This window comes from Caldanaerobacter subterraneus subsp. tengcongensis MB4 (assembly GCF_000007085.1).
Lineage (GTDB): Bacteria > Bacillota > Thermoanaerobacteria > Thermoanaerobacterales > Thermoanaerobacteraceae > Thermoanaerobacter > Thermoanaerobacter subterraneus.
On record NC_003869.1, the window covers coordinates 404,213 to 422,743 of the forward strand.

Below are 18,531 nucleotides of genomic sequence, written 5' to 3' on the forward strand. Positions count from 1 at the left end.
AAGAAGGTGAGAAAATGAAGCCCTATGAGCACGGCGGAAATATCTATGATTATCAAGGAAATCTGATAGATTTTAGTTCAAATATAAATCCTCTCGGACCTCCTGAGTGGATTTGGGAAGCCATAAAAGAAGTAGATTTATCCAGGTATCCGGATATAAAGTATAGAAGGCTCAAAGAAGCTATAGCAGAGTATGTCGGCTGCGATAGAGAAAATATAATTGTCGGAAATGGTGCAGCAGAGCTTATACATCTCTTTGCCAGAGCTTTTAAGCTGAAAAAACCTCTTATTCCCTCCCCTTCTTTTCTGGAGTATGAAAGGGCTGTAAAGCTAAACGGGGGAGAACCTGTATACCTTAAGTTGGAGGAGGAAGAAGGGTTTAGGGTAAATTTTGCAAAAGTGATTTCAAAAATAGAGGAGGCAGATGGCTTGATTTTAGGCAATCCCAATAATCCTACAGGACAGGGCATTATAAGGGAAGAGATAGGTATATTGCTTAAAAAGGCGGAACTTATGAATATACCGGTTTTGATAGATGAAGCTTTTATAGAATTTATGAAGGACTACAAAAAATATGAGGCGCTTCCTCTTGTTAAAAAGCACGACAAACTTTTTGTTGTAAGGGCCGTCACAAAATTTTTTGGAATGCCGGGAATAAGGTTGGGATATGGAATTGGCAGCCCTTCTTTAATACAAAAGTTAGAGGAATACAAAGAACCGTGGACAGTAAATGCCTTTGCCGAAGCTGTTGGAAGATGGCTTTTTAAAGACAGAGAATATATAGAAAAAACCAGAGAGTACGTAAATGCTGAAATAGAGCACATGCTCTTTTCACTAAGGACAATAGATTATTTAGTAGCTTTTGATACAAAAGTAAACTTTATTCTCCTCAAATTAAAGGCAGGTACTGTAGACGAAGTAAAAGAGAAGCTATTGAAAAAGGGGATTCTTATAAGAGATGCCTCTAATTTCAGGTATCTTGACAAGAGATTTTTCAGAGTGGCTGTAAAAAGAAGGGAGGACAATATGTGCCTTATAGAGGCTTTAAGAGGATTGTACGAAGAAGGTGTCATGCCAGATAAAGAGAGGGTCGTAGTGTAATGGGATTGATAATGGTAACAGGCGGTGCCAGGTCAGGAAAAAGTGAATTTGCAGAAAAATTGGCTTATGAAAGGGGGAAAGATGAAGTTTTATATATAGCAACATCTCTTCCAGTAGATGAGGAAATGAAAGAAAGGATAAAAAGACACAGGGAAAGAAGACCCTCTTCATGGGAGACAGTAGAAGCTTATAAAGACCTTGATAAGGAAATTTTAAAAAGAAAAAAGAAGGTTGTATTGATTGACTGCCTCACTGTTATGATAAGCAATCTCCTAATGGAAGTAGATTTGACATGGGAAAATTCTACTTTAGAGCAAATTGATGAAATAGAAGATAGGATAAGTCAAGAGGTAGATAAAATATTGATTGTATCAAGTGGCGTAGAAATAATAATTGTCACAAATGAGGTAGGAATGGGGCTGGTTCCTGAGTATAAACTTGGGAGGATTTTTAGAGATATAGCAGGCAGAATGAATAAAAAAGTAGCAGAAGCATCAAAAGAGGTGTACCTTATGATATCAGGCATTCCTGTTAAGATAAAGGGGTAATTGTATGGAAGAACTTAAGGCTTTAATACTTTCAATACAATTTATGACAGGTATTCCCATACCAATAAATATCGATGTTAAAGAGGATAAGATTTATAAAATAGCTTCTTATTTTCCTGTAGTAGGCCTTTTGATAGGTGGTATTTTATACATCGCTTACCTTCTTCTAAAAGATTTGTTTTCCCGGGAAATTGTTATGACATTCCTTGTTGCTTTTTCTTACATCCTTACAAGAGGAATGCATATAGATGGGCTGGCAGACACTTTTGATGGACTTTTTAGCAACAAGGACAGAGAAAAAATCATTGAAATAATGAAGGATTCAAGGCTTGGAACAAATGGAGTTTTAGCTTTGGTTTTCATGGTGATCTTGAAAATCTTATTTTTAAGTGATATAAGACAAAGCCTGTTGTTTTCTGCACTTTTAGTTTCACCTGTCATTGCCAGATTATCTGTGGTGTTTTCAATTGCAATAAGCAAGTCTGCAAGAGGCGGAAAAGGGCTTGGAGGATTATTACTTGAAAGGGCTGGCTTAAGGGAATTTGTCATAGCTTTACTGATTTCTACAATAGCAGGTTATTTTGTGATGCCTTTAAAAGACTTGGCGCTTTTATACGTGATTTCTCTTTCATTTACTTGCCTTATTTCAAAATATATTTCTAAAAAAATAGGTGGAATGACGGGAGACACTTTGGGAGCAGTTAATGAGTTTGTTGAGCTTATAGCTTTTATATATTTTTCAATTTTATAACCTATTCGTTCGGTGTGAAAGACTCATGTGCTAAAGCAGATTTGAATTGTCACTCATATTGATGAGCTTGTTAAATTGCTTGACAGATTAAAAGAAGAAGGAAAAACTATTATAGTTTTTACACACGATGTAGATTTTGCATATTCTTGGGCAGATTATATTTATGTGATGAAAGATGGAAGAATAATTAGAGAAGGAGTTCCCGAAGAAGTTTTTATCAATAAAATAGATAATGGCAAATTGAAAAAACCCTTAATTTTAGAAGTATATGAGGTATTAAAGGAGAAAGGTATTATAAAAGGAAATAAGATGCCAAGAAATGTAGAGGAGTTAGAGAGACTAATAAAAGAAAGAACTGTCCCTAATATTTAAAGGGACAGTTCTTTTTTTAAAATTTACTCATCTTTTTCCTTCTTCTGTGCTTGCGGGAAGAATTGCTGCAATACGTCCAGTGAAAATGGGAATATGACAATATTTGACCTGTCGTTAGCTATTTCTCTTAAGGTTTGAAGGTATCTTAGCTGGAGAGCAGCAGGTTCAGAAGAAATTATTCTGGCAGCATCCGCAAGTTTTGCTGCAGCTTGATATTCACCGTCAGCACTTATTATTTTTGCTCGGCGTTCTCTTTCTGCTTCTGCCTGTGCTGCCATGGCCCTTTGCATGCTCTGAGGCAATTCTACATCTCTTATTTCAACTAAATTGACTTTGACTCCCCATGGCTCTGTTCCTTCGTCAATTATTTCTCTTAACCTTTTATTTATCTCATCTCTGTGAGACAAAAGCTCATCTAAATCAGACTGTCCCAGTACGCTTCTTAAGGTGGTCTGTGCCAATTGGGATGTTGCCCTTATATGGTCTAAAACCTTTATAACTGCATTTGCAGGATCTACCACTCTGAAATATACTACGGCGTTGACTTTTATTGTCACGTTATCCTTAGTAATTGCTTCTTGAGTAGGAACTTCCATTGTAACGACTCTCAAGTCGACCTTTTGCATTCTTTCAATTATTGGAATTAAGAAGAATATTCCAGGTCCTCTGACTCCCACGTAGCGTCCTAAACGGAAAATTACACCTCTTTCATACTCCTGCACTATTCTAATGGATGCAGAAATTAGACTTATCAGTATGATTGCCAGAGTAAAAAGAAAAGCTAGACTTTCAATCACTTTCATTACCTCCCTCTTTTACTTTTTGTACTTTTAGAGTAAGACCTTCCACTCCTATAATTACAACTTTCTCTCCCTTTTTAATAGGCTCTTTTGAGACTGCCTGCCACCTTTCTCCTTCTACCAATACAGTTCCCTTTGGGGCTATGTCTGTCACAGCAGTCCCAAACTCGCCTATCATTCCCTCTATTCCCGTTACTACTTTTCTCTTTTGTGCCCTTATAACTGCTGCCAGTAGAAAGGACACAAAGGCTGCCATGAAGAAGGCTGTTGCAAATACTACTCCCTTGTTAATTGTCAATCCCATCTGGTTTCCGCTAAAAAGCATTAGAGAGCCTAGAACAAAAGATATTATTCCCCCAACTGCGAGAATCCCGTGGCTTACTACAAAAGCTTCAGAGGCTAAAAGCACAAGCCCCAGTATCACAAGAAGCATTCCGCTAAGCTGAGCATCTAAGGTTCCTAAGGTATAAAGGCCCAGAAGGAGACTTATGCCGCCGGCAACTCCCGGGAATATGGCGCCAGGATGGTAAAGCTCCAGGATAATTCCCAGAATTCCGGCACTCATCAATAGATAGGCGATATTTGGATCGCTTATTGCAAATAAGAATTTTTGAACCGATGTCATTGGGTAGTACCTAATAGGTCCATCAGTTTTTAAGGTGATTGTCGTTCCGTCAAAGTTTTTTACTGTTTTCCCGTTTATTTTTTTCAAAAGGTCATTTAGGTTGTTAGCCCTTAAGTCTATGAGGTTTGCATTTAAGGCTTCAGTGTCAGTGAAGGACCTACTCTCTACGACTGCCATTTCCGCATTTTTGGGGTCTCTCCCTCTATTTTCTGCGATGCTCCTTATCCACGCAGCAGCATCATGCGTTATTTTTTGCCTTTGAATTTCTGACATAGCAGAGTCATCTTCAATTGACACAGGGTGTGCAGCGCCAATTCTACTTCCCGGAGCCATTGCTGCAATGTTTGCTGAAAGGGTTATAAAAGTTCCAGCCGAACCTGCCCACGCGCCTGCAGGAGATACGTATACAACTACAGGGATAGGGGAGTTTAATATTTGTGTTACAATTTTCTGAGTAGTAGTGTAAAGGCCTCCTGGTGTAGAGAGTTCAATTACTATGCAACTTGCTCCATCTCTTTCTGCAGCTTTAAAACCACTTTCAATGTAGTCTGCTACTACCGGTACAATCGGTCCGTCTACAGTAAGTACATATACAGGATTTTGGGTTGACGTAGCTTGTAAAGAAGAAGGTGGCAGGATAATAAAAACTAACAAAATTGTGGTTAACAAAATTTTCCTCATGGTAAACACTTTTTGTTCCCCCTTTAATAACATTTTAACATAACTGAAAAATTTTATATAGTCTTTTGTTTGATTGACAAAAATTTTTTTGAAGGATTTTTTATAAAAATGTAGAATTTAATCTATGTACTTATTTGACTATCTTAACTGTTTAAACATTTTAGATTAAAGGAGGAAGCTCAGTTGGCTTTTTTTAAAATTGAGACAGAGGAAGACATAAAAAACTTGAATTTCTTCGAGAGAATTTACGGGATTTTATTTAAGCCTTCAGTGACAATAAAAAATTTAATGTATCAGCCTAAATTAGTTTATCCTGCCGTAGTAAAAATTGGAGGAATAGTATTTCTTTATCTTTTGCGTTATCCCGTTTATGTAAAACATATAAGGGAACTTTTGAAAATGAGATTATCCCAGCCAGATGCTGGTTTTACTCCTCAGGAAATAGAATTGGCGATGAAGTTAGCTCCAAAATCTGTAATCACTTCTACCCTGATAAATAACCTGCTTTCATGGCTTTTTGTCGTCCTTGCAGTATATGCTATTATAAAATGGGTATTTAGAGGAAGGGCTGATGTGTCGGAATTATTTTCAATTACAGGTTATGCCTATACGCCGGTCTTAATATATTTTCTGATATGCTTCATTGCTTCCTTTTTTACAGGGGAGCTCTTGGTTGATATGTCTCCAGCGCTTTTATTTCCTTCCTTAAAAGGGACTACAACCTATGGCTTTTTAAGAAGTATTGACCCATTTATGATATGGCAGTTTGTGATTGTGTGGATAGGAATAAAAATGTCCAGCAGAATGAACAATAGCGATGTCACATGGGTTACGGTTTTCGCTTTTCTTGTGACAGTGTTTGTGAATATTGATTATTATAAACTGCTGGACTAAAAATCAAACAAAGGGGACGGTTCCTTTTATCTGAGGACCGTCCCTTTTCATTACAGCATCTCTTCTAAAGTTTTTTTAATTTCAATGAGGAAAGTTTCCGTGTTTACAACAGTTTTATTTGGCAATTCAGATAAAGCGGCTAAGTCTTTTGTCATTATTCCTTTTTCAACCGTTTTAAGTGAGGCTTTTTCAAGCTTATCTGCAAAATCAACAAGGTCTTTTATTCCGTCAAGTTCTCCTCTCTTTTTCAAAGCACCTGTCCACGCGAAAATTGTAGCAATAGGATTAGTAGAAGTTTCTTCACCTTTAAGGTATTTATAATAATGCCTTGTAACTGTCCCATGAGCCGCTTCAAATTCGTATTTACCATCAGGAGATACCAGTACAGAAGTCATCATGGCAAGGCTGCCAAATGCTGTTGCTACCATATCTGACATTACATCGCCGTCATAATTTTTGCATGCCCAAATCATTCCGCCTTCAGACCTTACAATTCGAGCTACGGCATCGTCAATAAGGGTGTAAAAATATTCAATACCTGCTTCTTCAAATTTTTCTTTATATTCATTTTCATATATTTCCTGGAATATGTCTTTAAATCTGTGGTCGTATATTTTTGAAATGGTGTCTTTAGTCGCAAACCACAAATCCTGCTTCGTATCTAAAGCATAATTAAAACATGCTCTCGCAAAACTTTTTATTGACTCATCAGTGTTGTGCATACCTAATATGACACCAGGAGTTTCAAACTCGTGTATTGCATACCTTATCTCTTCTCCTTTTTCAGAAGTAAAGACAAGCTCAGCCTTACCTTTTTCAGGGATTCTGTATTCTACCCCTTTATAAATATCCCCATAAGCATGCCTTGCAATTGTAATAGGTTTTTTCCATGTCCTTACAAGCGGCTTTATTCCTTCAACCAGAATAGGTGTGCGAAATACTGTCCCATCGAGTATGGATCGTATAGTAGCGTTAGGGCTTTTCCACATATTTTTCAAATTGTATTCTTTTACTCTTTCAGCATTTGGGGTGATTGTTGCGCATTTTACCCCGACTCCGTATTTTTTTATTGCGTATGCTGCATCAACTGTGACCTGGTCTTCTGTTTCATCTCTGTTTTTAATGCCCAAATCATAGTACTCTGTCTTTAAATCTACATAGGGCTTTATAAGCATTTCTTTTATCAATTTCCATATAATTCTTGTCATTTCATCTCCGTCCATTTCCACAATAGGAACCTTCATCTCAATTTTTTGTGCCATTTTCTTCTCCCCTTTGTTTAAAATGTAACAATAAAATTTTTAAAATGCTTTATTGCGATTTTTTATCACAGCTTGATTCTATTATATAGAATATAAGGGGTTTTTGCAATATTCATTGTTCAAACTTTCAGTGCTTGACCTAAACATATCAATTTGCTACCATATGGGCAGAGTGTGTTATCCCGTGTAAAAGAGGTGAGAGCTCATGATTGAGGCGAAAGAACTGCTTAAAGCCCTTATTAAAAAAGCCTCTACTGACCCTCAGCGAGGTGCACTTATTCCCATTATTTCAGCCCTTCAATCTATAGGATTGGACTGGAAATTGGAAATGATAGAGGAGGATATGTATAATATTCTTCTTCCTTTAAGTTCTTCTCCTAAGCTAATAGTAGAAGTTCATTACGATGTAGTTCCCTCTGTTATAGAGGGCTATCAAACAAAAGAGGGAGAAGAAAATGGGCGAATATACGGAAGAGGGACCTCAGATGTGCTCGGAGGAGTGGCTATTTTATTAGAAGTTTTAAAAAGGCTTGGGAGGGAATTCCCATGGGAGAGAGCTGGTGTTTGGATAGCATTTGTGGCTGATGAAGAAAAAGGCGGTAAAGGTTCACGTCATTTGGCTAGTTCTTTGCCATCTACTATACAATACGCTTTGGTGATTGAACCTACACAAAGTAAATTAGCTTTTTCTTCCTGTGGTGCGTTGGAATATGAATTGATAATAAAAGGAGTTCCCAGCCATGGGAGTATTCCTGAAAGGGGGAAAAATTCTATTACATGGACTTCAAGATTTATTATAAAAATGGAAGAAACCCTTTCAAAGCTCAACAACCTCTACAATCCAGATATTCCCATTCAAATTACTCCCCTTTTTATATCAGGAGGAAGTGAAGAATATTCTGTACCGCATGAGACGCGCCTCAACTTTGATATACGCATACCTCCTAAAGTGCCTATTTCTGATGTTGAAAAAGAAGTAAATTCTCTTTTAGAAAATGATAAAGATGTAGAAGTTCATTGCAAATTGGTTGAAGAATGGGCTCCTTCGTGGGAGACGGATGAGGACACAGATTTTGGCCAACTTTTGCAAAAACTTTATAAAGAAGTGTACAATGAAGAACCAATATTTAAAGTGATGGAGAGCTGGACTGACGCCCACAATTTCTGGGCAAAAGGTATAAAACCCGTGATATGGGGGCCAGGAGATTTAGCTTTGGCTCATACTCCTTTTGAATATATAGATATTCAAGAACTGGAAAAAGGAAAAGAATTTCTTGAAAAATTTTTCTACCGATTACTTGAGTTTTAAATACATTCTAAGCCACTTACCCGCCTGAGGACCTGGTGTAAAGCCATGCTTCTTGTAGAAATCTTGAGCTTTAGAGTTTTCTATTCCCACCCAAAGCCCTATTGTGTGATGGCCTTTTTCCTGTAGGAACTCTATTCCCTTTTTTAGGAGTAGAGTTCCTATTCCTTTTTTCTGGGAGGAGGGGCTTACCACTATTTCATGAATTTCTCCTACTTTTTCCCCCAACCAGTGGTCTTCCCATGAGGGGTCAGTAGATATAAAACCTATAGGCATGGTATCTTCCAAAGCTACAAAGAATCCCCCCTGGCTGTGGTTAAAAAGCCACTGAAGATATCCTTTTACTTCTCTAGGGTGGGTGTATGCATATTGTGGGAAAGAGGAGTAGGCTTCAAAATAGATTTTGATTAAATATTTTTTGAAATTGCTTAAAATTGATTTTTCAGTAACTGGGATAATCTCAATATTTTCCATATTTATCACTCCCGCATATCCCGCTTTCAAAGATTACTGTGTATTTTTATTATAACACGCCAGGGAAAAATCTAAATCTATAACTTTCTAATTGGAAAATATTAGACGAAAAATGCATTTTTGTTCTCCAAAATGACACTTTCGTTCCAAATTTCATAAATTTTATTAAAAAATTGTCTAATATTAAAAAAGTCGTTTTAAAATTCATAAATGAGAACATGTAAAAAAATCCAAACTGCAAACCGGCATTAGCTTTAAAGTTTTGCTTATTTATGTAAACATTAACTGGTAATGTAATAAAGACTATACTAAAATATAGTAGACGTGGCATTCATTATATTGTATAATGAAAATAGAATAAAGTATGGAAATTTAGGAAAAGAAGGAGGAGATGCTCTTGTTGAGATTAGAAATTTAAAAAACCAAGATATTAAGAGAAAATAGAATATAATAGAGTAAGGTGATGGTTATTGAAAAAAATAAGTATAATTTTAATGATATTTGTTTTGAGTACTTTGTTGTTTACAGCTTGTAATACGGAAAGTACTGATACAAAAACCGATGACTATATAATTAATACAGTCAAAAAAGTTGAAATCTTAGATCACAAATTTTCAAACTACTTTTTGACGTATGAGGAATATTTAAAAGGACTGAAAGACTTATTTGTTAATGCATTTGATGAAAATAAACACTATGAGAGAAAATATGCGGAAATAGACATAAGAAATTTTACTGATGAACAGTTAAAAAATATAAGGGAGAAATACATAAAGGAGAATAAAGAAGATAAAGTTGAAGTAGAAATTTCAAAAATATACAGTGATGGAAAATACAAGTATGTGTTTACGAAAGCAAACATTATTCAGCCGTACATGCCGAAAAACAAAGAAAATATTACTGGTATAGTTATTACTAGAAAATATGCTTTTGTAAAAGAAAATAATGATTGGAAAATACAATACATTGACCAGGCTTTGTATTCAAATAATATCCCATTTGAAAAAATGGAATATAATAAATTCAACAACAAATTAGTTCAATATATAACAAAATTTGACCCATTAGAAAATTAAAAATGCGAATTATGTAATTAAGGAAGAAGTGGATTTCCTATGAAAAAGATACTTATGTTTTTTTCAGTAGCTGTTTTAATTGTTTTGTCATCTGGTATTGTATTTGCTAATGTAGGTAATGACAACATAATTCCTCTAAAAGATACAAGTAAAATTAAGAGTCAAATTGAACCTTTGTATGTAGTTTACTGTCCAGGTGGTTCACCTGATGGCAAGCATCATTTTTACCGTTCAGGCCGAAATACTTCTATAACGCTAAAGGATTCTTCCAATAGGACAGTTGGTACATGGTGGGGAATACCATGCCAATGCAAATATTGCGGGAGCCAAATGTCTCTTAGTCTAGATTATAGTAACTATATTAATTCCTCAGATATTTATTATGATGGTTGGTTTGGGCTTTGGGCATATATAACTTCTATACATCCTGTTAACCCTGAAGAGATGGTTTTATTTAAATAATTTAGAAATATAATCCAAATATTAATTTTGTAAAATTTATCTATAAGGACAGAAAAAAATCTGTCCATTTTTTATTAGGTGATAAGAATGGTAAATATTAGGCGAAAAATACATTTTCGCTTCCAAAAATGACACTTTCGCTCTAAAATTCACAAGTTTTATTTTAAATATTTTATAATATTTAAAAAGCCCTTTAAATTTCAGGGGAGGTATAAAAAGTGAATTTTTTATGTTCACAGTAGGAACTAATTTCTTCATATAAGCGATGTAGTAAAATAGGTATTGAGCCTTCAATAACTGTGCCATTAGTGGTACTGAATTCAGGAGATTTGCAAAAGAAAATACATAAAAATAAAGAACTCATAGAAGCTTTTCATATGAGTGTAGAAGAGGATTGGGTAAAAGGTGAATATCTATTTTTGCTTACTGACATTGAAGGAGATTTATTGGATGTAAAATGCAGCACAAAAGAGAAAAAGTGTATAAAAAATTCAGGCTTTGAACCGGGGGTATCCTTTAGAGAAGAAAGCTGTGGTACAAATGCAATTTCAATGGCAATGCGATTAAAGAGGGTAGTGTATGTAAGACCTAAGGAGCACTACTGTGACATAACTCTTCTGTTAACGGATTTATTTCAGAGCAGACAAAGGAGACGGTTCATTTTGTCTCAATTTTAAATTATTCAAAAAGGAAGAACCGTCCTCTTTGTTTGCTTCTCTGCGTACTTTTAAAGACATAAGTGTTAGAAATGGTTTAAATAGAGCTTTTGATTTTCACATTACACTTGGTAAATTTATTCCTTCAGAGGAGGATTTAAATAAATGCAAAATTTAAAAAGGAATGAACGATTTTTCTTGACAGTAACATTGTTTTCAAGTTTTTTTACATCTTTAATGGCACCATTTTGGGTAATATATTTTAATAAAATTAATTTAGATTTTTCACAAATTTCACTCCTCATAATAATAAACCACATAGCGGTCATATTATTCGAAATACCTACCGGTGCTCTTGCTGATACATATAGCCGTAAATTTTCTGTTCTTTTATCTTTATTGATTGGCAGTTTAACTTCTATTGGGATATATTTCAACACCTCTTTTACAGTTTTATTATTTTTATATTTCTTATCAGGAGTTGGAGCAACTCTTAACTCTGGAGCCTTTGAATCTTGGTTTGCTGATTCGTTTCTTTTGGGTCAAAAAGAAATGGACCTGACAAAATACTGGGGACGTCTTACAAGTTTTAACTATTTAGGTAGTACGATAGGATTTTTAGGAGGCAGCGTTTTAGTACGTTATAATATCTTTAGAGAAATCTGGCTAATAGAAGGTATAGGGATTTTTTTGGTTTTTATTTACGTATTTTTAGCGGGCAAAGAAGCTAAATTACAGAAAAAAACGGACGAATACAGTTACAGAGAGTATTTTAATAAAATTGCTAAAGGAACTGTGTATCTATTTAAACACAGGATTTTATTATCTATTACAGTCGGGTCTTTTTTCTTCTTTTTTTCGTCAGGAATCATGTCAATGTTGTGGCAGCCCTATTTCGAAAGGGCAGGCATACCTGTAGAATTGTTTGGTATTATTTTAGCATTAACGATGGTACTTAGTATTTTTGTGCCCCGTTATGCTGACAGGATAGCTGAAAGATTCGGAGGGGCAGCTCGCACACTAATGATTGTCAGTATTACATCTGCATTGTTTATATTTATGATGTATGCGATTCCCAAGTATTCATTTATACCTTATATTATTTATACAGCAGTATATTCTGCACACACTCCGATTTTTATGTCTTATTTTAATAAGTTAATACCTTCTTCAGAGCGTGCAACGATTATTTCAATATATAGTTTGTTTATTAGTGTTTCTACAATTCTATGTACTTACTCCTTTGGAATCTTAAGTGACAAAAAGGGTCTTTATGCTGCACTTTTCTTATCTTTAATTACAGCTTTAATTTCCAGTATACCTTTTAAAAGGGCAATAGGATTAGAAAAAGAGCTGTGCCTTTGAGTACTTTAGACAATAGGGGAAGAGGCAAGAAAAAATATAATAGCTGTTTAGATATGCTATCTAATTTACAATAAATCCCTTCAAATGCAGAATCACTTCGGGTTGCAAAGCCTGATGCTTCCGAGGAAGAACTGGTGGAAGCCTTGAAAAAAGCAGGACTATTGGACTGGTTTAAAGAGCTGCCGGAGGGCTTTGATACTAAAATAGGACAGACAAGAAAGCTTATTTCAGGAGGAGAACGGTCGAGATTGTCAATTGCAAGGATGATTTTGTTTGACCCGGAAATCCTTCTGCTGGATGAGCCGTTAGTGGGAGTAGACCAGGAAAGAAAGGAGGAAATATTTGATACACTGAAAGAACTGCTAAAAAGCAAAACCTGCATTTTGGTTACTCATGACAAGAGTTTATTGAGAATTGCTGACAGGACAATATATATGAAAGAGGAAGATGCAGTATGGCTAATATAAAGTGGGTGTTTCGCTCAATAAATAAAACTCTTCTAATAAACTTTTTTGCTGTTTTTTCCGTATATTTGCTTTAATATTGCCATTACTTTACGGACAGATTTTAAATACAGTTGAAAGCACAAAAACTTTTCCCACAGAGCTTTTTCTCGTGCTTAATAATGAGAGGGAGGGATGATAGATTTGCTTACTGTCAAAAATTTGTACAAAAAATACAATAAAAGCAAGATTATAGCTTTAAACAATGTATCTATGGATATAAATAAAGGGGAAATAGTAGGACTTCTTGGTCCGAATGGAGCGGGTAAAACCACTTTACTTAAAATAACATGTGGGTTAACAATTCCTGATTCAGGTGAGGTTATTATATCCAATATCAAAATGGAGGATAAAACTCGATTAAAAATAATGGAGAAAATAGGCGTAGTACTCGAAGGTAACAGAAATTTATACTGGGCTATTTCGGTTCTTGATAATTATTATTATTTTGGAAGTATAAAAGGAAAAACAGGGAGAGAAATAAAGAAAAATATAGAAAAATATGCAGACATTCTAAAAACAAAAGAATTATTAACACGAAAAGTAAACACTCTTTCAATGGGGCAAAAACAAAGAGTAGCAATAACTGCTTCTTTACTTCACGAACCGGAGCTTTTAATTTTGGATGAACCTTCTAATGGATTAGATATAGAATCGCGTATTTTACTTACCAGTGCTATTAAGACCTTGAGAGAGGAGATGAAGATAACAGTATTGATTGCTTCTCATGATACTGACTTTTTAAGAAAAACAGTTGACAGATTTATAATAATAAACAATGGAAACATCGTTGATGAATTCGCAAATATCAATATTACAGCAGAAGACATAGAAAATAAATATAAAATACATGCAAATTTAAAGGAGGCTTAAATATGTTCAAATATTTAAACATTGTAATAGCTGAAATAAGAAGAAGTTTAAAAGAAAGTTTTTCATATAAAATGGGTTTGGTCAGTGATATTGTGGTATTAACACTTCTTTATGCTGGACTTATTTTCATGGATACGGGTAGTATGTTAGGAGAATATTATAACAATCCTGGAAATTCTAAAACGCTCCTCCTTTTGGGGTATATTTTTTGGAGCTATTCGATAGCAGCTATAAGTGGAGTAAGCAATGAAATTAGTATAGAAGCAGTTAAAGGTACATTGGAACAGAAATTTATGGCAGTAATTCCCTACCCTTTTCTTATAGCAGGAAATATAATTAGCAGCCTTCTATTAAGCAGTATCGTAGCTGCTGTAATAATTGCATTTTCAAACCTGATTATGGGAGTGAGTATTACAGTAAATGAAAAAGTTATACTATCCCTTTTAATGACCTTAGTTGGAATGTATGGCATGGGTCTTATTTTGGGAGGACTTTCCCTAATAGCAAAAAGAATTAATCAATTAACACTACTTATACAAATCCTACTTCTTTTTGTAACAGACACATTGAGTAAAACATCTCCTTCTAGCGCAATTAGTTGCATTATACCTCTTACAGTGGGAAATGATATAGCGAGAAAATCAGTAAGTAATATTGCTATTTCTTACAATGAGTGGCTGATGCTTATACTTGTGAGTATGCTGTGGTTTGTAGTTGGTTCGGTAGTTTTTGGCATGAGTAGTAGATATGCCAGAAAAAATGGATTATTGGGTACATATTAGCTTCCTTGGGACTGTGGAGAAATCGCCATTGTGAGCACGAGTTAATTAATACCTATCTCTAAGGAAGAACCTATTTAACAACACACCACTGATAAATCCTCCTATATGCGCCCACCAGGCTATTCCACCAACCGTTGTACCACCAATGACAGAATAGACCATGCCGGAATAGAGCTGTGTCAGGAACCATAGGAAGAGGTAGACCACGGCTGGTATCGGAAGGAAGACTGGAACCAGGAAAAAGCTTGGTACCAGCGTAATTATCCTTGCCGACGGGAATAATACGAAATATGCACCCATAATGCCTGCAATAGCTCCAGAAGCCCCTACCACCGGCACTGGTGAGATGGGATTAAAAACCAGGTGAAATACACCTGCGATTACCCCACTAAGGAGGTAGAAAATGAGGAATCTTATATGGCCCATCCTATCTTCAACATTATCTCCGAACAGCCAGAGTATCCACATGTTGCTAATTAGGTGAAATGTGTTACCGTGAAGAAACATACTGGTGATAAAAGGGTATAAGTTGCTGCCGGAAAGCGGTACACCGGATATAATCAGTTTTGTAATTTTTGCCGGTATAAGCCCGTATTTGTAAACAAACTCGGCAAAAGTGCTGTATGAAGCACTTGAAAGAGTGAAAAATATGAGCGAATTTATTATTATGAGCGAGAGCGTAATAACGGGTGGTCTTCTGCTTGGTATATTATCCCTGATTGGAAACATCTTTAACCCTCCACTTTTTTTATTCTACCTTTGCAGGAAAACCGAGTTCCGTATCAAATCAAAATTATATTAAGATTATAGCACAAGTAATTCTGAAAAAGTAATATTATCATGATTAGGTAAATTTATTAAGTACCAGGAAAAGAGGAGGTTATTCTCCTCACAGTTTGTTGACAAAGCAAAATTTTAGCCCCTGTTTTCTTAGTACCGAAAGCAGGGGCTGTATATATCTGGATAAAATTTTCTTTAAAACTCCAAATAATGGATAAAGTTTTGAAATGTCAAAGGGCCCTTTGCCCTTCCTCCATAACCATAAGGCCATTTTCTTTAAATTCATGGCAGCAAAAACAAGCATCGCTTGCATGGACAATTTTTCCTTCCCTCTTAACGTCGTCCATCGCAAACCATGCTTCTCCTTTAAATCTGCAAATACTCTCTCTATTGTCTCTTTCCTTCTCTCATATACTTCTTTACAGTAAGGTGTATGCCTTAGGTGTTCTGCTTCTTCTACATATCCTTCCCATATGTGCCTGAATATCCTCTTTGTGTAGTCTTTACTTTGGGTACACTTTTCTCTTAGAGGACAGTTTTTACATTTTTCTGGGTTTGATTTGTATTCTCTATATCCTTCTCTGTTGGTTGTAACATATGTTAATATTTCATTCTGCGGGCATATGTAACAGTCATAGTATTCATCATAAACAAATTCATGTTTTTTCATGAAACCATCTTTTGTTTTTGGCCTTGTGTATGGTACTGCTGGTATTATTTGTCTATCAAATATTGTCTTTAATATGTACGGATTTTTATAGCCTGCATCTACTGCTATTGCTTTCGGTTTTCTTACCCTCTTTTCAACTTCTTCTAATACTTCTTGAAACATCACACTGTCGTGTACATTTGCTGCTTCAACTTTTACTCCTAATACAAATCCATTTTTATCGCAGGCTGTATGAAAAGAATATGCAAAGATTTTTTCTTTTCCGTTTTTGTTTAACATTCCGCTATCTGGGTCTGTTTTGCTTACTTTCACTTCTTTCGTCTTTATCTTCTTGATTTTCTTTAATGGCTTTTTGCCATGAGCTTCTCTATCTTTGTTTATTTCTTCTTCTAGTTTTTCTTGATAAGTCCTGGCTTCTTGTTCTACTATTTCTTTGGTGTATTTCTTCTTGTTGGCACTTGCTTTTACATGGGTTGAATCTATGAATACTTCCTCTGCATTTACTAGCCCATGTTTTATTGCTTCTTCTAAAATCTTCGTAAATATTTTCTCAAATATGTCTGTCCCTTTGAATCTTCTTATGTAGTTCTGACTAAATGTTGAAAAATGAGGTATTTCTTCTGTCAGCCCATACCCTAAAAACCATCTATACGCTACATTTGTTTTTATTTCTGCTATTGTCCTCCTCATCGATGGTATGCCAAAAAGATATTGAATGAAAAGTATTTTTATGAGTACTACTGGGTCTATGCTTGGTCTGCCGTGACCCTCGGAATATTTGTCTTTTACTAAATCGTATATGAAGCTAAAGTCTATGACTTTTTCTATCTTTCTTAAAAGGTGGTCTTGTGGTACTAATTGATCTATGCTTACAAATTCTATTTGATGTCTTGCATCCTCTTTCTTTGATAACATCTTTCTTCTCCTCTCCTCTTTTGCTTTGTACCGTTAAAAAAACAAGGAACCCTTCTCATAATAACGGGTTCCCGATATTTTGTCAACAGTCTGAGAGGAGGTTGATAGTGTCAAGATACTGTAGGATTTTTTTAAGACAACCCCTGAAACTTAGTTAATTTCAGCCTTCAACTTATCATGCTTTTTTATATAACTTGTGCATATTTTAATGCTCTTAAAACCCTATATATTGGCGTTACTTTCCCTATATTCAAAACTGTAATATTGTTTATCTTTTCATTTGTAGACGTTTTAACTCTCCTTACCGCTTCTTTTATTTGCTTCTTCGTTAATTTGTAACTTCCTGCATTTATATTCTTTTTCTTGCCCCATTCTACTTCTCTTAAGTCTCCTCCATTCTTGCTAAATACCCTTAATTTCGCCATTAGTTTTAATCCTTCTCTGCTCCACCCTAATGGATTCCTGCTTAGTCTTGCTGAAAATACATGGCTTATATGTCCTTCTGCACTGCACCCTATTACATCTTCGTCTTCACTGTATATCTTTATCCCTTCCCAATTGTTTAGTATGTATTTCTTTGCTTCTTTTATCTTCTCTTTCTCTCTCTCTTCCTCTGCTGCCTTTATTAACTCATCAAATACCTTCTTTACTCCTTCTTTATCCCCTTCATTTATTGCTCTCCATATCTTATCCCTATACTTTGGCTCTTTTGATGTAGCTTTTAATACGTATTTGTTTAAATGATATCTGTCTAGTACAAACCTTGATTTTAATATCCATTTTAATCCCTCTTTTATCCACGGTGCCCCATCTCCTGCTATGTATATCTTCTCTATCTTCTCTTCTTTGTAATTGTCTTCTATGTAATTTGCTACATCTATCCATATGTCTTCAGGTTTCTCTCCTACATATGCTTTGTAATAGACATTCTTCAGTACGTTCCTTCCGTTTTTCTCTTCTCTACCTTCATGTATGTATACTAATCGTGGAGTTTCATCTCTCCCGTCCTGTAAAGGTACATGGTCCTCGTCTGCCTCTATGTATAAACCCCTTACTTCTTTCTTTTCTTTTATTTCTCTCTTTACTTCTACTTCCCCTATTTCCCTTATTGCATTTAATACCGTCTGTTTACTTAACTCCTCTGGACATGCTTTTTTACTACTTCTCTCATATGATTCTTCTATTGCGTTTTCTACTAACTTTATCTTTACTCCCTTTTCTATCCTATCGTGCCGTCCTATCTCTAATGCATCATCCACCAAATATGTATATCTCCCATCCTCTTTAGATTTGTAATATGTCCTCTCATATTCAATATCCCCAAGGACTGTCGTTAATCTCTTTTTATCTTTCCTCTCTACTACCCATTTTTCTTTCCTTCTCTTGTCTTCTTTTATTATCCTATCTAACTCTTCAATAATTGCTTCTATTGCCCCTCTACCTAGTTTGTCCGTGAGTTCCTTTATCCTTGCTACAAGCTCTGTAATATTCATTCCTTTGTTTAACAAATCACCAAAAATTTCTACTACTTCCTCAGTGAAATTTAGAGCATTTTGTAGTATAATATCCTCAAAGATATGTTTTTTCACAAGAGACACCCCTTTCGTGTTTTTTGGTTTTCCACAATCTATTTTAT

Annotated in this window: 19 protein-coding genes and 1 pseudogene; 13 read left to right on the plus strand and 7 right to left on the minus strand. The window is 35.2% G+C overall.

Going from position 1 to position 18,531, the window contains the following annotated elements; all coding sequences use genetic code 11:
- Positions 1-14 precede the first annotated feature (14 nt).
- From cobD to TTE_RS01840, 4 genes are all read left to right on the plus strand, one after another.
- Positions 15-1,100, plus strand: coding sequence for a threonine-phosphate decarboxylase CobD (gene cobD, locus TTE_RS01825; RefSeq protein ID WP_041587098.1), 1,086 nt, complete (start codon positions 15-17; stop codon positions 1,098-1,100).
- The gene (gene cobU, locus TTE_RS01830; RefSeq protein ID WP_011024825.1) at positions 1,100-1,648 is read left to right on the plus strand and encodes a bifunctional adenosylcobinamide kinase/adenosylcobinamide-phosphate guanylyltransferase; all 549 of its coding nucleotides are present in this window, start codon (positions 1,100-1,102) and stop codon (positions 1,646-1,648) included. Before cobD ends, cobU begins: the two co-directional genes overlap by 1 nt.
- Before the next feature lie 4 nt (positions 1,649-1,652).
- The gene (cobS, locus tag TTE_RS01835; protein WP_011024826.1) at positions 1,653-2,399 is read left to right on the plus strand and encodes an adenosylcobinamide-GDP ribazoletransferase; all 747 of its coding nucleotides are present in this window, start codon (positions 1,653-1,655) and stop codon (positions 2,397-2,399) included.
- A 75-nt stretch (positions 2,400-2,474) separates the two neighbouring features.
- A complete protein-coding gene (locus TTE_RS01840) occupies positions 2,475-2,771 on the plus strand; it encodes a cobalt transport ATP-binding protein (protein ID WP_011024827.1) in 297 nt (98 codons plus the stop codon).
- Between the two features lie 23 nt (positions 2,772-2,794).
- Here the strand turns inward: TTE_RS01840 and TTE_RS01845 are convergent, their stop codons facing one another.
- On the minus strand, positions 2,795-3,574 hold the full coding sequence (locus TTE_RS01845; RefSeq protein WP_011024828.1) for a slipin family protein: 780 nt from the start codon (positions 3,572-3,574) through the stop codon (positions 2,795-2,797).
- Positions 3,561-4,886, minus strand: a complete 1,326-nt coding sequence (locus TTE_RS01850; protein ID WP_011024829.1) for an NfeD family protein — start codon at positions 4,884-4,886, stop codon at positions 3,561-3,563. The genes TTE_RS01845 and TTE_RS01850 overlap by 14 nt, the downstream gene beginning before the upstream one ends.
- Positions 4,887-5,060: 174 nt before the next feature.
- Between TTE_RS01850 and TTE_RS01855 the strand changes: the two genes are divergently transcribed.
- A complete protein-coding gene (locus tag TTE_RS01855) occupies positions 5,061-5,771 on the plus strand; it encodes a Yip1 family protein (RefSeq protein WP_011024830.1) in 711 nt (236 codons plus the stop codon).
- 50 nt (positions 5,772-5,821) lie between these two features.
- Here TTE_RS01855 and TTE_RS01860 read toward each other — a convergent pair whose 3' ends face one another.
- Positions 5,822-7,033 carry an NADP-dependent isocitrate dehydrogenase gene (locus TTE_RS01860; RefSeq protein ID WP_011024831.1) on the minus strand — a complete coding sequence of 404 codons (1,212 nt, stop codon included), beginning with the start codon at positions 7,031-7,033 and terminating at the stop codon, positions 5,822-5,824.
- A 205-nt stretch (positions 7,034-7,238) separates the two neighbouring features.
- Between TTE_RS01860 and TTE_RS01865 the strand changes: the two genes are divergently transcribed.
- Positions 7,239-8,342: a M20/M25/M40 family metallo-hydrolase gene (locus TTE_RS01865; protein ID WP_011024832.1), complete on the plus strand. Its 1,104-nt coding sequence runs from the start codon at positions 7,239-7,241 to the stop codon at positions 8,340-8,342.
- On the opposite strand, the gene TTE_RS01870 is transcribed toward TTE_RS01865, so the two are convergent.
- A complete protein-coding gene (locus TTE_RS01870) occupies positions 8,328-8,813 on the minus strand; it encodes a GNAT family N-acetyltransferase (protein WP_011024833.1) in 486 nt (161 codons plus the stop codon). The genes TTE_RS01865 and TTE_RS01870 overlap by 15 nt on opposite strands.
- A gap of 470 nt (positions 8,814-9,283) precedes the next feature.
- On the opposite strand from TTE_RS01870, the gene TTE_RS01875 reads away from it, so the two are divergent.
- The 7 genes and pseudogenes from TTE_RS01875 (at position 9,284) to TTE_RS01910 (ending at position 14,530) form a co-directional block, all read left to right on the plus strand.
- Positions 9,284-9,889 (plus strand): hypothetical protein, encoded by a 606-nt coding sequence (locus TTE_RS01875; RefSeq protein ID WP_011024834.1) that lies wholly within the window; start codon positions 9,284-9,286, stop codon positions 9,887-9,889.
- 39 nt (positions 9,890-9,928) lie between these two features.
- A complete protein-coding gene (locus TTE_RS01880) occupies positions 9,929-10,351 on the plus strand; it encodes a hypothetical protein (protein ID WP_011024835.1) in 423 nt (140 codons plus the stop codon).
- Positions 10,352-10,599: 248 nt separating this feature from the next.
- Positions 10,600-10,962: pseudogene (locus tag TTE_RS01890) on the plus strand (LuxR family transcriptional regulator); the annotation flags it as partial.
- A gap of 210 nt (positions 10,963-11,172) precedes the next feature.
- On the plus strand, positions 11,173-12,372 hold the full coding sequence (locus TTE_RS01895) for an MFS transporter (protein WP_011024837.1): 1,200 nt from the start codon (positions 11,173-11,175) through the stop codon (positions 12,370-12,372).
- 134 nt (positions 12,373-12,506) lie between these two features.
- Positions 12,507-12,839: an ATP-binding cassette domain-containing protein gene (locus tag TTE_RS01900; RefSeq protein WP_011024838.1), complete on the plus strand. Its 333-nt coding sequence runs from the start codon at positions 12,507-12,509 to the stop codon at positions 12,837-12,839.
- A 180-nt stretch (positions 12,840-13,019) separates the two neighbouring features.
- Entirely contained in the window at positions 13,020-13,748 is a 729-nt protein-coding gene (locus TTE_RS01905; protein ID WP_031314081.1) for an ABC transporter ATP-binding protein, read from the plus strand.
- 2 nt (positions 13,749-13,750) lie between these two features.
- Positions 13,751-14,530 carry an ABC transporter permease gene (locus TTE_RS01910; protein ID WP_011024840.1) on the plus strand — a complete coding sequence of 260 codons (780 nt, stop codon included), beginning with the start codon at positions 13,751-13,753 and terminating at the stop codon, positions 14,528-14,530.
- A 45-nt stretch (positions 14,531-14,575) separates the two neighbouring features.
- Here TTE_RS01910 and TTE_RS01915 read toward each other — a convergent pair whose 3' ends face one another.
- From TTE_RS01915 to TTE_RS01925, 3 genes are all read right to left on the minus strand, one after another.
- Positions 14,576-15,259: a rhomboid family intramembrane serine protease gene (locus TTE_RS01915; protein ID WP_011024841.1), complete on the minus strand. Its 684-nt coding sequence runs from the start codon at positions 15,257-15,259 to the stop codon at positions 14,576-14,578.
- A gap of 160 nt (positions 15,260-15,419) precedes the next feature.
- Entirely contained in the window at positions 15,420-16,895 is a 1,476-nt protein-coding gene (locus TTE_RS01920) for an IS1182-like element ISTte1 family transposase (RefSeq protein WP_011024842.1), read from the minus strand.
- A 185-nt stretch (positions 16,896-17,080) separates the two neighbouring features.
- Entirely contained in the window at positions 17,081-18,484 is a 1,404-nt protein-coding gene (locus TTE_RS01925; RefSeq protein ID WP_011024760.1) for an ISLre2 family transposase, read from the minus strand.
- Positions 18,485-18,531: the final 47 nt, after the last annotated feature.